The sequence below is a fragment of the Streptomyces sp. NPDC020362 genome, from assembly GCF_040642095.1.
Taxonomy (GTDB): domain Bacteria; phylum Actinomycetota; class Actinomycetes; order Streptomycetales; family Streptomycetaceae; genus Streptomyces.
This window is the reverse complement of the sequence record NZ_JBFAET010000090.1, coordinates 1-14,382: the sequence shown is the minus strand read 5'-3', so window position 1 is coordinate 14,382 and position 14,382 is coordinate 1. Positions and strand designations below refer to the sequence as shown.

Genomic DNA, 14,382 nt, shown 5'->3' with positions numbered 1-14,382 from the left:
GGGGCAGCATGGAGGTACCGGTCATCTGCGCTCGGGCGCGGCCGCACCCGCTAGGCCGGCCGACCGGCCGGTGGAGGTGGATCTCGGATGGCAGTGGAATCCTTCCGCGACGGCGACGACCACGGCGCCCCGCGGCCCCGGCCGACCGGCCTGCTGGACATGCTCAGCGTGGCCGCGGTGGCCCTGGACACCGACGGGCGCATCGTCTTCTGGACCCCACAGGCCGAGGAGCTGTTCGGCTACACCGCGGACGACGTCCTCGGCAAGGACGCGGCGCAGCTGCTCATCCGCCCCGAGCACCTGCAGGCCGTGGTGAGTCTGTTCACCGAAGTGCTGGAGACCGGCCGCGGCTGGGCGGGCGCCTTCCCGGTCCGGCTCAAGGACGGCAGCAGCCGCCTGACGGAATTCCGCACGATGCGCCTGCTGGACGACCTGGGCGACGTCTACGCGCTGGGCATCGCGGCCGACCACACCCTGCTCCAGCGGGTCGAGACCGACCTCGCCCTGTGCGAGCGGCTGATCAACCAGTCCCCCATCGGCCTGGCCCTGCTCGATCCCGAGCTGTGTTACCTCCTGGTCAATCCGGCGCTGGAGCGGATCGACGGCATTCCCGCCGAGGACCACATCGGCCGTCATCTGCGGGAGACGCTGCCCTTCCCCGACGTGAACACCGTGGAGTCCGCGCTGCGTCAGGTGCTCGCCACCGGCATACCCCTGCTCGACCAGTACCACGTGGGCCGTCCCCCGGCGGACCCCGACCACGAGCACGCCTGGTCGCTGTCCTTCTACCGTCTGGAGGACCCCGGCGGGCGGGTCCTCGGCGCGGCCGCCTCCGTCGTCGACGTCACCGAGCGCCACCACGCGGCCGCCGAGGCCGACCGGGCCCGGCGTCGCCTGGCCCTCATCGCCGAGGCCTCCGCCCGGGTCGGCACCACCCTGGAAGTGGAGCAGACCGCGCACGAACTGGCCGACATCTGCACCCCGGTGCTCGCGGACGTGGTCGCGGTGGACGTGCTCGACGCCGCACTGGCGTGCCGCCGGGTCCGTCAGCCGGACAACGGCCCGGAGCTGTTCCGCGCCCTCGCCCTCAAGGCGGCCCACCCGACCGTGGCGCTGCGCGCCGCCGACCCGCCCGGCGACCTCGCCGCCTACGACGGTGACCGTCTGGTCACCCTGTGCGTGCACACGGGCCGCCCGGTCCTCGTCCGCCATGTCGGCGACCAGGACCTGCCGCGCATCGCACGCAGCGCCGAGGCCGGCGCACTCCTCGCCCAGGCCGGCGTCCACTCCTATCTCGCCGTGCCGCTGATCGCCCACGGCGAGGTGCTCGGCGCCCTCGACCTCAAACGCACCCGCAACCCGCAGCCGTTCGACGAGGACGACGTGGTCCTGGCCGCGGAGCTGGCCGGCCGCGCCGCCGTGGCCATCGACAACGCCCGCTGGTTCCAGAGCGTGCGCAACACCGCCCTCACCCTCCAGCGCAGCCTGCTGCCCGACCACTCGCCGCACCACACGGGCCTGGAACTCGCCTCCCGCTACCAGCCCGCCCAGGCCACCAGCGAAGTGGGCGGCGACTGGTACGACGTCATCCCCCTCTCCGAGGACAAGACCGCCCTGGTGGTCGGCGACGTCATGGGCAACGGCATCGACGCGGCCGCCACCATGGGGCGGCTGCGCACCGCCACCTGTGCCTACGCGGACCTGGACCTCGCCCCGGGCGCGGTGCTCCAGCATCTCGACAAGATCACCTGCGATCTGGAGCACTACATCGTCACCTGCATCTACGCGGTCTACGACCCCCGCACGAAACAGTGCACCATCGCCAACGCGGGACACATGCCGCCCGCCCTCGCGCGGCCCGGCCGGCCGGCCTCGTTCCTGGACCTGCCGACCGGGGCGCCGCTCGGTGTCGGCGGCATCCCGTTCGAGACCACCACGGCCGATCTGTTCTCGGGCGACCTGATGGTCTTCTACACCGACGGCCTCGTGGAGACCCGGCAGCACCCCATCGACGACCGCCTGAACGTCCTCCTCGGGTTCCTCGGCGAGCCCGGTCGCCCGCTCGAGGAGACCTGCGACCTGCTGCTGCACGGACTGCGCCATCCCGACGACCACGACGACGTGGCCCTGCTCGTCGCCCGTGCCCTGTAGGCCGTAGGCACTCCCCATCCGCTTGGTGGGGGTCGCCGGTCGGTGCGACGCTGGGTGGGAGAGGTGTCCGAGGAGCGGAACCCTGGAGGGCCGATGGGACGTGACGTCCCGGCGCTCGTCTTCACCCGCGAGGACCGCCGCCGGTACCGGATCAAGATGCAGGAGTGCCTGGAGGCGTTCGCGCAGATGCTGCGCGAGTCGCAGTTCGAGGCCGAACGGCCGCAGGTCGGGCTGGAGATCGAGCTGAATCTGGTCGACGGCGAGGCCGAGCCGGCCATGCGCAACAGCGATGTGCTGGAGGCGATCGCGGATCCCGCGTGGTCCACGGAACTGGGCCGGTTCAACCTCGAGATCAACGTTCCGCCGCGCCGGCTGACCGCGGGCGGTCCCGACGCCTGGGAGTCCGAGATCCGCGCGGCGCTGAATCACGCGGACGAGCGGACCAGGTCGGTGGGGGCCCGCCTGGTCATGATCGGCATTCTGCCCACCCTGCGCCAGGAGGCCATCGGCGAGGAGACGCTGTCGGAGAATCCGCGCTACCGGCTGATCAACGACCAGATCTTCGCCGCCCGGGGCGAGGACCTGCGCATCGAGGTGGACGGTGTCGACCGGCTGCGGACCTACGCGGACACCATCACCCCGGAGGCCGCCTGCACCAGCACGCAGTTCCACCTTCAGGTCTCCCCGGAGAACTTCGCTCCCTACTGGAACGCGGCGCAGGCGATCGCCGGGGTCCAGGTGGCGCTGTCGGCCAACTCGCCGTTCCTGTTCGGCAAGGAGCTGTGGCACGAGACCCGCATCCCGCTGTTCGAGCAGGCGACCGACACCCGGCCGGAGGAGATCAAGGTTCAGGGGGTACGGCCCCGGGTGTGGTTCGGCGAGCGATGGATCAACAGCGTCTTCGATCTCTTCGAGGAGAACCTGCGCTACTTCCCGGCCCTCCTGCCCCTGTGCGACGACCAGGACCCGGCGGAGACGCTGGACCGCGGCGACATCCCCGAACTCGCCGAACTCACCCTGCACAACGGCACGATCTACCGCTGGAACCGGCCGGTGTACGCCGTCGCCCAGGACAGACCGCACGTCCGGGTGGAGAACCGGGTGCTGCCCGCCGGGCCGACCGTCGCCGACACCCTCGCCAACGGCGCCTTCTACTACGGGCTCACCCGGGCCCTGGTCGAGGAGGACCGGCCGGTGTGGTCGCGGATGTCCTTCGCCGCTGCCGAGGAGAACCTCCACACGGCGGCGCGGCACGGGATCGAGGCGGCGTTGTACTGGCCGGGCATGGGCGAGGTGCCGGTGCCCGAACTCGTCCTGCGGCGTCTGCTCCCCCTGGCCCATCGCGGCCTCGAGCACTCCGGCATGGACGCAGCCTGGCGGGAGCCGCTGCTCGGCATCATCGAGCAGCGCTGTGTCACCGCGCGCAACGGGGCCGTGTGGCAGAAGGAGATGGTCCACCGCCTGGAGGCCTCCACCCGGGCCGGCCGGCACGAGTGCCTGCGGCGGATGACACAGCTGTACATCGACTACATGCACCTGAACGCGCCGGTGCACACGTGGCCGGTCGACTGACCGCGTATTCCCGGATGCCCGACAGAACGATCACCGGGTACGCTCCCTGGGCATTTGCCGGGGGAACAGCAGAGGTGGGGGCATGGCCGACGAATCCGCGTCCGAGCAGAACCGAAGACCGGGGGTCCAGGCACTGGCGGCGGTGGTCGTCTTCGGCGGGTTGCTGGGAATTCTGTGGGCGCAGGACACATGGCAGGGCTCCTCGGACCGGGGACCGGCCGCCTGCTCCGACGACCACCACAGGGCCGCCGGCCCCCATGTGTCCGCGGCGCGGCTGTGTACGGCGCTCAACCGAGGGGACCTGCCCGCGCTCCTCGGGACCCCCACCGAGCAGGCCGAGACCGCCTACGGGTCCGAGAGTTCGGTCAAGGACGCCGACGGCACCGAGACCCCCTCGCCGCAGGCGGAGGTCTCGTTGAAGACGTACTCCGTGAAGCTGTGGGCGTCGGACGACGATCTGCGGGTCGGCGAGATGTCCGGACTCCTCGGCAGGTCGGCGGAGTCGAGGACGGTCCTCGGCCACCCCGCCGTGCTCTACTCGGACCACACCATCGCCATCGGCTTCAACCTCGGCGGCGGCAAGGTCGACACGAGCACCGGCGGCATCGCCCGTCATCTGCTGGTCGCCCGGGACGCCAAGGACGGGGGCGGTTCGTTCGAGGTCGCCCTCTGGCGCCAGGACGACGTACCGCCCGACGACGCGGCGCTGTTGCGTGTGGCCGAGCGGGTCCTGCCGACGGTCCCCGGCTGGAGCGGCGGCTGAGACCGGACCGGCTCCGTGCCCGGCTGCGGACGCTCTCCCGAGCGGAAAGAGGACGCTGCCTGTGCGTCAGCACGCGGTAGCACATAGCGTGCTGCCATGCGTGTCGACTACCCACCGGCAACCGTGGACCCGAGGTCGTTCTACCAGCTGCTGACTGCCGTGGTGGTGCCGCGGCCGATCGCCTGGGTGTCGACCCTGGCCGCGGACGGCGAGACGGCCAACCTGGCGCCTGCGATGTTCTGAGGAAAGCGATGACGATCTGGCTGGCACGCCAACGCGCATACAGGATGGTCGGCAAGGTGGTCGACTTGCCGCCGGCTGGGCATCCAGATTGCGGGGGGGGACACCTCCGATAGCCAACGCGCCACCACCCGCGTTGCCTCCACGTATGTTGCGGGCGTGCTGTCGACGCGTTGTCGGAACGTCGCGCGAATTGAGAGGCACCGGACGCGGACGACCCGGCGGTGGAGCTCACGGCCTTGCTAGACCGGGCCGGGTTGTTCGCCGAAGCCACCCGCAACACCTACGTCCTGACCCGGGAAGCAGCAAGGCCCAAGGAGTCCTCGCTGCCCTCCGCGCCCCTGGCCGATACGCCCGACATCGACTTCAGCTTCAGTGAACTGAAGTATCTGTTCGAGTGCCTGTACCAGTTCAAGCTGCGCTTCCCGTACGGCTTCGACTCGCCGTTGCAGCAGGAGCTCGGTTACGGCATATCGCTCCAGCCACCGTCCGCACCCAGCCCTGGCACCAGACGGGCCAAGCTCGGCCAGCCCTTCACCCGATGGTCGATCCGCACCTTCTGATCTACCTGCCCGGTGTGCACGGCCGGGTCATCCGCGTTGGCCGCGAGACCTTACGCTGCCTACTCGCCCGCCGTGGCGTCACTTTCCAGCGCACCAAGACGTGGAAGGAGTCCCCCGATCTCGAGCGTGACGCCAAACTCAACCGCATCGAGCACGTCCTGGACCGCTCTCCAGACCGGATCTTCGCGTTCGACGAGTTTCAGCCCGCTCGGCATCCGCCCCACCGCGGGCTGGGGCTGGGCCGGACAAGGGCGCCTCGACCGATTGCCGGCCGCCTACCACCGCACTCATGGAGTCCGCTACTTCCACGGCCGCTACTCGGTCGGCGACGACACCCTGTGGGGCGTGAACCACCGGCAAGATGCATGGATGCCCCGCATGCGTAATTCGCCGCAGGCGAGAGTAGTCGTATCCCTTGTCGCCGTGGAGTTTGGCCGGGCGTCGTCTGCGGGGTCCGCGTCAAAAGCGGATGGGCGGTATCCCGCGGACGAGGGGCTCGAGGGCCTGGCTGTCGTGCAGGTTGGCGCCGGAGATGCCGATCGAGAGGGGCAGCCCGTTCCGGCCGGCGATGAGGTGGATTTTCGATCCGCCCTTACCACGGTCGGTCGGATTCGGTCCCGTCAGTGTCCCCCTTTGACCGCGCGGACGCTGACGGAGTCAATCGCGCACCGCGACCAGTCCAACTCGCCCCGACCACCCACTTCGTCGAGCACCAGGCGATGGAGCTTGGCCCACACACGAGCCTCGGACCACTCGGTGAATCGCCTGAACGCGGTCACCCCAGACGGACCGAACCCGGGAGGGAGCTGGTTCCACGTGCAGCCTGACGTGGCCACGAACACGATGGCGGCCAAGACCTCGCGATCTCCGTGGCTTCGACGCCGACCACCACCCTGCGGGCGGGTCGGCGCCGGCGGCGCAACCCGCTGGAACAACTCCCACAAACGGTTCGGCACCAACCGCTCGACAAGCTCACTCGCCATCCCGCCAGCATCCCGCAAGATCACACCAAATGAAAATGGCCTGTTACACCGGCCGCCGGGTGTACGGCAGCGGTTGGCGGTATGTAGCTCTCGCCGCCTACCACTCATGGCTCGCCGAACTGGAAGCCCGCCTGGCCGCTGCCTTGGCACACGACGATCTCTGACCTCCGGCACCGGCTGGCCCGTGCCGGTTCGGCGGGATGTGCCGCGCAGCGTTGCTGCATCGAAACTGCGGGGTGTCTCACACGGCCTGAGAAGTCAACCGAGCTGCACTTCGTTCCGGCTGGATGGTCAGCAGGGTCGAAGGTCCGCAGCTGCCTGGGGATCTAGGCGATCAAGGCCACCGCCATGGCGATCAGACCGACCGCGATCAGCACCACCACCAGCATGATCAGGGCGAGTGGCATCGGTCTTCCGGGGACGCCGCCAAGCGAAGACGAGCGAGACCTCCTCCTCGCTATGCCTCCCTTGTTGCGGCGGAGGTGAGGACAGTGAAGACGGGCCGGGCGGCGGCGATATCTTAAAGTCGACTTGATGGCACCCGCCGACTGTGACAATGGGAATAGCGGGGATTCGCTGGCGAAGGTGCTCGGGAAGTGAGGAAGGTCGCTCGGCTGGCAGCGGGCGCCGAGTCTCTCCGGTTCCTAATCCGTGTCCCTCCGGTAGCAGCTTGAAGAGCTGCCGGACGAGGCGAACTTGGGCAGGTCGTTGCGGAAGAATCGGATTGTCTGATCCGGCGGCTGTGGATTCTGCAGTTCATTGACGGCCGCCTTCGAAATGATCAGGCAGAACCTTTCAATCAAAGGAGTGTTGCCTCCGGAACGGAGCACCTCAAGGGAGCCTTCGAATTGGCCCGCCTGGTACATCCAGTTGTCGGCGCGGAACTCGAATGACGGCTGTTGAGGTCTATCTTGGCTGACGATAAATGGGGCAGGGTCGCTACCCCAATGGTTATTGACTGTATCCGTAGCCGGATCGTAATGCCATGCGACGCTCTCTCTCCAATAAAAGATCGGCCGCTTCGAATGAGAGATTGCGCCAGTAGGGGTGAGCCTTAGGTGCGCGTCACGGATTAATTCGACGTTCTCGCTCTTGGACCTGGTGGACAGCGTGGGCTGCACGTAGAATCGGACATCATTGCCGACCTTTTCGAGGCGAAAGAGGTGAGGTAGCGCCACATCGAGCTTTGGTTGACGCTGCAGCACGGCGAAATTGTAGAGCGAAATGGCCAGGGCGACGACAGCCGCAGCCGTAGCAGACCACTTATGCACGGCCTCGAATCGTTGCCTCCCACGAGGCCTCGCCGACCTCTCCCCAGCATCTCCCATTCCCCTACTCTGCCCGGAGGGTGCAGTCTCCTGCCTGCTGTGTTACTCCGTATGGTCAGCGAAATTGACGTACGATCACGGATTCACTCCGTACAAGAGCGAATAGGCTGACCAGCAGATCTCAGTACTGTGGCCTGTCGGCCGTCGGGTGGCCATCGGCTGTGAGACCCGGCCAGGGGTACTGAGATCCCGCATAGGGTGGATGTACGCTCTCGCTGCTCGTGCCGCAGACTGTTCTCGCTCACCAACAGTTCTTCCGCGGTCTCAGGTCGGCGGCACAGTTGCTCAGTCTCACGAACGTGGCATGTCCGCGCGGACCTCACGAGCGTGGATTTTCCCGTGTGGGGCCGCGTGGGCGGCCGACGAAGGTCGCATCGCCCGTAGTGGGTTACGACTCCTCACCGGTGGATTTGGTGGCCGCAGGACGTTCGGTGGGCCGGGGAGCGGTCATGTCGAGCAGGAGCAGGGCGTCGTGGTCGGGGCTGCCGGGTTCGGCGGTGTAGACGCCGATGCGTTGGCCGGGGGTGCCTTCGACGTGCAGTGATTGCGAGGTGAGGGTGAGCGTTCCGACCTGCGGGTGCTGGAAGACCTTCTGGGCAGGCTTGCGGCCGGTGACCTCGTAGCGCTCCCACAGGCCCGCGAAGTCCGGGCTTTTGAGGAGGAGTTCGCCGACGAGGTTGGTGAGGTCGGGGGCGTCGGGGGCAGTGCCCGCGACGGCGCGCAGCCGGGCGACGCAGCCGGTGATCTGGCGGTCCCAGTCCGGGAACAGGTCACGCGCGGCCGGGTGGAGGAAGAGGTAGCGGGCGAGGTTGCGGTGCTTGGCCGGCCAGTCGTCCAGGCCCGTGTACAGGGCGAGGCCGCCGGGGTTCCAGGCGAGCAGGTCCATGCTGCGGCTGATCACGTAGGCGGGGTTCGGGCGCAGCGACTCCAGCAGCAGCTTCAGGTGGGGGCGCACGGTGCGGCTGGGCGCGGGCGGTGGTTCGGACACGTAGCGGGCGGCGCGAGCGGCGAGCTCGCGAAGGTGCTGGTGTTCCTGGTCGTCCATGTGCATGGCGCGGGCGAGCGAGTCGAGGACGGCGGGGCTGGGGCGGGTCTCTTTGCCGCGTTCCAGGCGTACGTAGTAGTCGATGCTGATGCCGGCGAGGGTGGCCAGCTCCTCGCGGCGCAGCCCGGGGGTACGGCGGATGCCGGCGCCGACGGTGAGGCCGACGTGTTCGGGGCTGGTCTGGGTGCGGCGGGCGCGCAGGTAGCGGCCCAGCTCGGCGCCCTCGCTGTGCGCGCTCTGGGATGCCATGACTCCAGTCTCACCCGCCGGGCACCCGCGGCGCGGCCGGGAGGGGGGTCCTGTCATTACCCCCGAAGAGCCCGCCCTGCCACGCCGGAGCGATCCGGGCGAAGGTGAATGAGGAAGACACCGGCCCCTCGCCGCCGCCCAGGCTCCAACTGAAACGACCTGCAGGGCCGGACGACATGGGAGACCGGGCAACACCATGGATCGGAAGAGGGCGAGATGCGGTACATCAAGCTGCGTGACCTGGAGGTTTCACGGATCGGGCTGGGCGCGATGGGCATGTCCCACGGCTACACCGGCTCGGGCACCGATGACGCGGAGTCGATCAGGACCGTGCATCGGGCACTGGAGCTGGGCGTCACGCTCATCGACACCGCCGAGATCTACGGCCCCTACACCAACGAGGACCTGCTCGGACGGGCGCTGAAGGGACGCCGGGACCAGGTGGTGCTGGCCACCAAGTTCGGCCTGGTCTCCCACAGCGGCGACGGCGCGTGGAACCTGGACTCCAGCCCGGCCAACATCCGCACGGCCGTCGAGGGCTCCCTAAAGCGGCTGGGCACCGACCACATCGACCTGTACTACCAGCATCGAGTGGACCAGAACACGCCGATCGAGGAGACCGCTGGCGCCGTGGGCGAGCTGATCGCCGAGGGCAAGGTCCGCGCCTTCGGCCTATCCGAGGCCGGCCCGGACACGATCCGCCGCGCCCACGCCGTCCAGCCCGTCACCGCGGTCCAGTCCGAATACTCCCTGTGGACCCGCGGCATCGAGGAGCGCGTCCTGCCCGTCCTGCGGGAGCTGAACATCGGCCTCGTCCCGTTCTCCCCGCTCGGACGCGGCTTCCTCACCGGCACCGTCCGTTCCACCGACCAGTTCGACGAAGACGACTTCCGCCGCAACAACCCGCGCTTCACTGGCGAGAACTTTAAGCGCAACCTCGCGCTCGCCGACGAGGTCAAGGCTCTGGCCACCGAGGTCGGCGCGACACCGGCGCAGGTCGCACTGGCCTGGCTGCTCGCCCAGGGCGATGACATCACCCCGATCCCCGGCACCAAGCGCGTCAGCCGGGTCGAGGAGAACACCGCCGCCGACACAGTCACGCTGACCGCCGAGCAGCTCGACAAGCTCAGCAGCCTGCCGCCCGCCGCCGGCGACACCCACACCGCGGCCCAGGCGCAGATGCTCGAACGCTGATCCCGCCCCGGCTCGCTGCGCTTCGCGTGGCGCCACTTCTCCCTCGTTTGGAGTCACCCCTTTCATGCGTGCAGCAGTGATGTACGGAGCAGGCGACGTCCGCGTCGAGGACCGGCCCGACCCGAAGATCGCGAACCCCGCCGACGCTGTGGTCCGCGTCGTCGCCGCCTGCGTGTGCGGCAGCGACCTGTGGCCCTACCAGTCGATGCCCGCCGCCGACGCCGGCCGCCCCATGGGCCACGAGTTCCTCGGCGTCGTCGAGGAGACCGGCGCGGACGTGACCGGCTTGAAGACGGGCGACCTGGTCGTCGCCCCGTTCACCTACAGCGACAACACGTGCGACTACTGCGCCAAGGGCCTGCACATCTCGTGCCGCAGCGGCGGCCGGTACGGATTCGGCGGCGTCGACGGAGGGCAGGGCGAAGCCGTCCGCGTCCCGTACGCCGACGGCACCCTGGTCAAACTCCCGGTGGCCGCCGACTCCGCGCTGCTGCCGTCCCTGCTGGCGCTGTCGGACGTGATGACCACCGGCCATCACGGCGCGGTCACCGCCGGGGTGGGCCGCGGCGATGCGGTGCTCGTCGTCGGGGACGGCGCGGTCGGCCTGTGCGCGGTGATTGCCGCGCAGCGGCTCGGCGCCGAGCGAATCGTGCTCGCCGGCCGCCACGAATCCCGCACCGACCTCGGCCGCCACTTCGGTGCCACCGACGTCGTCGCCGCACGCGGCGAGGAAGGCGTCGCCCGCATCCGCGAACTGACCGGCGGCGTGGACAAGGTGATCGAAGCCGTCGGCACCCGCCAGGCCCTCGACACCGCCATCGGCGCGGTCGTCGACGGCGGCACCATCAGCCGCCTCGGCGTCCCCCAGTACGAGCAGGGCCCGATCGGCCCGGCGGAGTTCATGCGCAACATCACCCTGACCGGCGGCGCCAGCCCCGCCCGCGCGTACATCGAGCAGCTCCTGCCCGACGTCCTCGACGGCACCATCGCCCCCGGCCGCGTCTTCGACCAGATCTTCACCCTCGACCAGGCACCGGACGCCTACCGGGCGATGGCCGACCGCCAGGTCCTCAAGGCCCTCATCCGCCCCTGACCACCCACTCCCATCCGCACAGCGCGAAGGACACCCCGCTCATGCAGACCGTCACTCTCAACAACGGCGTCGAGATGCCGCTCCTCGGCTTCGGCGTCTACCAGATCCCCACCGAGGACACCGAGCGCGCGGTCTCCGACGCACTGGCCGCCGGCTACCGCCTGCTGGACACCGCCGCCGCCTACGGCAACGAAGAAGCCGTAGGCCGCGCCATCAAATCCAGCGGCATCGCCCGCGAGGACCTGTTCGTCACCACCAAGCTGTGGGTCCAGGACGCCCCCGCCGAGGACAACACCCGGCGCGCGTTCGAGACATCCCTGACCAAGCTGGGCCTGGACTACCTCGACCTGTACCTGATGCACCAGCCTTTCGGCGACGCGTACGGCCAGTGGCGCGCCATGGAAGCCCTCAACCGCGAGGGCGCGGCCAAGGCGATCGGCGTCGCCAACTTCTACCCCGACCGCCTGATCGACCTGATCGTCAACAACGAGATCACCCCGCAGGTCAACCAGATCGAGACCCACCCCTTCTTCCAGCGCGCCGACTACCAGGACCTCATGCGCGAGTACGGCGTGCAGATCCAGTCTTGGGGCGGCTTCGCCGAAGGCAAGAACGACCTGTTCACCCACCCGCTGCTGGCCGAGATCGGCACGGAGTACGGCAAGTCGGTCGCCCAGGTCGTACTGCGCTGGCTCACCCAGCGCGGCGTCGTCGCCATCCCCAAGTCCGTACGCGCCGAACGCATGGTCGAGAACATCGACGTCTTCGACTTCCAGCTCACCGACGAACAGATGGCACAGATCGCCACCCTCGACACCGGCAGCTCCCTGTTCTTCGACCACCACGACCCCGAGATCGTCACCTGGCTCGCGAGGCGCCGCCTGGACGCCTGACCCGAACCCGCCACCCCAGGGGCGAGCCGTTGCCCCCCCATGACGGCTGGTGGCTGAAGAGGCGCGCTGCTAGGAGACTGTCCAGGGGAGGTCTGCATCACGTCTGACGCATTCGAAGGAGTGAACAGGCTTGTCCCGTCTCATTAGATCTTGACGAGAGAGGGCCGCTGACCTGGGGGGTGACAGGTTGGGTTGCGACTCAGAGCGTGGAGGCCCGGGCTTCGGGGCGGGCTGAGCGCGGCGCCGGGTTCGCGTCTCATCGATCATGGCGAGACCGGTGGTTCCTGAGCTGGGCATTGTCAGGGTGGTGAGACGCCCTGCTCCAGGATTCGCAGTGAAGGTGGCAGTTTCCGGACCAGTCCCGGCCCGAGCTGGGTCTGAGCAACGCCAAAACGGCGTGCTGCCTCTGCAGGCAGTTGGGGGTGGTCGCGCCAGTGCGGGGAGGTGAACAGGCCGGTGAGCACGATGACTTCGGGGGGTGGCCACTTCGATCCGGGGCTCGGAGGGACGGTGGGGATCACCGAACGGGTCCTCGCCCAGCACTTCGAGTCGGCGGTTCCACCTCTGCCGAAGAGGCTCTCCGCGACTCAGTCGGGAATCTTGAGATCCGGGGTCACTTTCCTTGGCGCCACCACAGCGCAGTCGACCATTTCCATAAACTATGAATATAAAAATGCTATGCTTCGAGCATGAGTCGTCAAGACACCGCTCCTGGCGCGTCCGCCGCCATCGGGGCAGCCCTCTACGGCCTGGCCACCAGGGCCGCGAGACGCCTGCCCCGGGACATGAGCCTGACGTCCGCCGCCACCCTGGCCACCCTGGACCGGACCGGCCCGCGGCGCATCACCGATCTGGCCGCGGTCGAGGGCGTCACCCAGCCCGCGATGACCGCCCTGGTCCGGGTGATGGAGGAGTCCGGCCTGGTCGAGCGGCGGGGCGACGCGTCCGACAAGCGGGTCACGCTGGTGTGCCTGACCGAGGCCGGCGCCTCCTATGTCCGGACGCGGCGCCAGGCGGGCGTCCACGCGTTCGAGCGGTTGATCGGCGAGCTCACCGGCGACGAGGTCGAGGCGCTGGTGGCGGCCCTTCCGGCGCTGAAGCATCTGGCAGAGCTCGAAAGCCAGGACCGCGAAGGGCCGAAGCAGTGACCGGGCAGCCGGTCGGGAGGGTCGCGGTGAAGGCGTTCCCGGTGGCGCGTTCCGAGGCGCGGCTGCTGGTCCCCGCCCTGATGTTCATCGCTCTGGTCGTGGCGGCGGTCGCCAGCCTCGGGACGCCGCTCATCACCAGCGTGGCGACCTCGTTCCACGTCTCGCTCGGCAGCGCGCAGTGGACGCTGACCGTCGCGCTGCTCAGCGGCGCCGTCGCCACGCCGGTCCTGGGCCGGCTCGGAGCCGGCCCGCACCGGCGGGCCACGATCCTCGCCACGCTGGCGGTCGTCGTCGCCGGCAGCGCGCTCACCGTGCTGCCGCTGCCGTTCGCGTGGCTGCTGGCCGGCAGGGCGGCCCAGGGCGTCGGGCTCGGGCTGACGGCGCTGATGATGGGCGTGGCCCGGGACCACCTCCCCGAGGAGCGCAGCGCGGCCGTGATCGCCCTGATCTCGGTGGTCTCGATCATCGGGGCCGGCGTCGGCTACCCGCTGGCCGCACTGCTCGCCGAGCTCGGCGGGGTACGGGCCGCCTACGGCCTCGGCCTGGTCGTCACCGCCGCCGCCCTCCTGACCGCGTGGCGCTCCATGCCCGAAGCCCCCGAAGGCCGCTCCGCCCACGTGGACGTGGCAGGCGCGGTCGTCCTGGCCGCTGCGCTGCTCCTGGTGCTGTTCCTCGCCGGCGAACGGAATCTGTGGAGCCGGCACCTCGCCGTGGCGGCGGGCCTCGCCGTCGTCGCGGTGGTGCTGCTCTGCGTCTGGGCCGTCATCGAGCTGCGCAGCACGACGCCCCTGGTCGATGTGCGGGCGGTGCGGCACCCGGCGGTCGCCGGGGCGAACCTCGCCATGTTCGTCGGCGGGATCGGCATGTACCTCCTGCTCACGCTCATCACCCGGTACGCGCAGACGCCGCACGGCGCCGGCTACGGCTTCGGGCTGACGACCTTCGTCGCCGGGCTGGTCCTCATCCCGTTCTCGGTGCTGGGGTTCGTCGCCGGCAAGCTCACGCCGCGGGTCCGGACGCGGATCGCCGACCCCCTGCTCCTGGCCGGCAGCGCCGTCGTGGTCGGCGGCGGGTTCGCCCTGTTCGTGGCGGCCCGGTCGGACCTGGCCGAACTGTTCGCGGCGATGGGCGTGCTCGGCTTCGGCGTCGGCGGCTTCTCG

The 14,382-nt window shown here is 69.4% G+C and carries 11 protein-coding genes and 3 pseudogenes; 11 read left to right on the top strand and 3 right to left on the bottom strand.

Annotated features, from left to right (window positions below):
• Positions 1-87 precede the first annotated feature (87 nt).
• From AB0H32_RS27500 to AB0H32_RS27480, 5 genes and pseudogenes are all read left to right on the top strand, one after another.
• Positions 88-2,151, top strand: a complete 2,064-nt coding sequence (locus AB0H32_RS27500) for a SpoIIE family protein phosphatase (RefSeq protein WP_361125363.1) — start codon at positions 88-90, stop codon at positions 2,149-2,151.
• 93 nt (positions 2,152-2,244) lie between these two features.
• Positions 2,245-3,723, top strand: coding sequence for a glutamate-cysteine ligase family protein (locus AB0H32_RS27495; protein WP_361125361.1), 1,479 nt, complete (start codon positions 2,245-2,247; stop codon positions 3,721-3,723).
• Positions 3,724-3,805: 82 nt separating this feature from the next.
• A complete protein-coding gene (locus AB0H32_RS27490) occupies positions 3,806-4,486 on the top strand; it encodes a DUF6215 domain-containing protein (protein WP_361125359.1) in 681 nt (226 codons plus the stop codon).
• A gap of 96 nt (positions 4,487-4,582) precedes the next feature.
• Positions 4,583-4,717: pseudogene (locus AB0H32_RS27485) on the top strand (flavin reductase family protein); the annotation flags it as partial.
• Between the two features lie 527 nt (positions 4,718-5,244).
• A pseudogene (locus tag AB0H32_RS27480) lies at positions 5,245-5,649 on the top strand (IS630 family transposase); the annotation flags it as partial.
• A 27-nt stretch (positions 5,650-5,676) separates the two neighbouring features.
• On the opposite strand, the pseudogene AB0H32_RS27475 reads toward AB0H32_RS27480, so the two are convergent.
• Positions 5,677-6,272 (bottom strand): annotated as a pseudogene (locus tag AB0H32_RS27475) (IS5 family transposase); the annotation flags it as partial.
• Between the two features lie 35 nt (positions 6,273-6,307).
• Between AB0H32_RS27475 and AB0H32_RS27470 the strand changes: the two are divergent.
• Positions 6,308-6,436, top strand: a complete 129-nt coding sequence (locus AB0H32_RS27470) for a hypothetical protein (RefSeq protein WP_361125357.1) — start codon at positions 6,308-6,310, stop codon at positions 6,434-6,436.
• Between the two features lie 480 nt (positions 6,437-6,916).
• Here the strand turns inward: AB0H32_RS27470 and AB0H32_RS27465 are convergent, their stop codons facing one another.
• On the bottom strand, positions 6,917-7,477 hold the full coding sequence (locus tag AB0H32_RS27465; RefSeq protein ID WP_361125355.1) for a hypothetical protein: 561 nt from the start codon (positions 7,475-7,477) through the stop codon (positions 6,917-6,919).
• A gap of 511 nt (positions 7,478-7,988) precedes the next feature.
• Positions 7,989-8,894, bottom strand: coding sequence for a helix-turn-helix transcriptional regulator (locus AB0H32_RS27460; RefSeq protein ID WP_361125354.1), 906 nt, complete (start codon positions 8,892-8,894; stop codon positions 7,989-7,991).
• Positions 8,895-9,110: 216 nt separating this feature from the next.
• On the opposite strand from AB0H32_RS27460, the gene AB0H32_RS27455 reads away from it, so the two are divergent.
• The 5 genes from AB0H32_RS27455 to AB0H32_RS27435 form a co-directional block, all read left to right on the top strand.
• Entirely contained in the window at positions 9,111-10,088 is a 978-nt protein-coding gene (locus AB0H32_RS27455) for an aldo/keto reductase (RefSeq protein WP_361125352.1), read from the top strand.
• A 64-nt stretch (positions 10,089-10,152) separates the two neighbouring features.
• Positions 10,153-11,181: an alcohol dehydrogenase catalytic domain-containing protein gene (locus AB0H32_RS27450; protein WP_361125350.1), complete on the top strand. Its 1,029-nt coding sequence runs from the start codon at positions 10,153-10,155 to the stop codon at positions 11,179-11,181.
• A gap of 41 nt (positions 11,182-11,222) precedes the next feature.
• The gene (locus tag AB0H32_RS27445) at positions 11,223-12,074 is read left to right on the top strand and encodes an aldo/keto reductase (RefSeq protein WP_361125348.1); all 852 of its coding nucleotides are present in this window, start codon (positions 11,223-11,225) and stop codon (positions 12,072-12,074) included.
• A gap of 785 nt (positions 12,075-12,859) precedes the next feature.
• Positions 12,860-13,222, top strand: a complete 363-nt coding sequence (locus AB0H32_RS27440; protein WP_014173936.1) for a MarR family transcriptional regulator — start codon at positions 12,860-12,862, stop codon at positions 13,220-13,222.
• On the top strand, positions 13,219-14,382 hold a 1,164-nt coding region (locus AB0H32_RS27435; protein ID WP_361125346.1), incomplete at its 3' end, for an MFS transporter. The genes AB0H32_RS27440 and AB0H32_RS27435, both read left to right, overlap by 4 nt.

Coding starts and splice junctions, on each gene's coding strand:
- AB0H32_RS27490 (WP_361125359.1), top strand. CDS start 3,806: ATGGCCGACGAATCCGCGTCCGAGCAGAACCGAAGACCGGGGGTCCAG.
- AB0H32_RS27450 (WP_361125350.1), top strand. CDS start 10,153: ATGCGTGCAGCAGTGATGTACGGAGCAGGCGACGTCCGCGTCGAGGAC.
- AB0H32_RS27495 (WP_361125361.1), top strand. CDS start 2,245: ATGGGACGTGACGTCCCGGCGCTCGTCTTCACCCGCGAGGACCGCCGC.
- AB0H32_RS27440 (WP_014173936.1), top strand. CDS start 12,860: ATGAGCCTGACGTCCGCCGCCACCCTGGCCACCCTGGACCGGACCGGC.
- AB0H32_RS27500 (WP_361125363.1), top strand. CDS start 88: ATGGCAGTGGAATCCTTCCGCGACGGCGACGACCACGGCGCCCCGCGG.
- AB0H32_RS27445 (WP_361125348.1), top strand. CDS start 11,223: ATGCAGACCGTCACTCTCAACAACGGCGTCGAGATGCCGCTCCTCGGC.
- AB0H32_RS27460 (WP_361125354.1), bottom strand. CDS start 8,894: ATGGCATCCCAGAGCGCGCACAGCGAGGGCGCCGAGCTGGGCCGCTAC.
- AB0H32_RS27470 (WP_361125357.1), top strand. CDS start 6,308: ATGGCCTGTTACACCGGCCGCCGGGTGTACGGCAGCGGTTGGCGGTAT.
- AB0H32_RS27455 (WP_361125352.1), top strand. CDS start 9,111: ATGCGGTACATCAAGCTGCGTGACCTGGAGGTTTCACGGATCGGGCTG.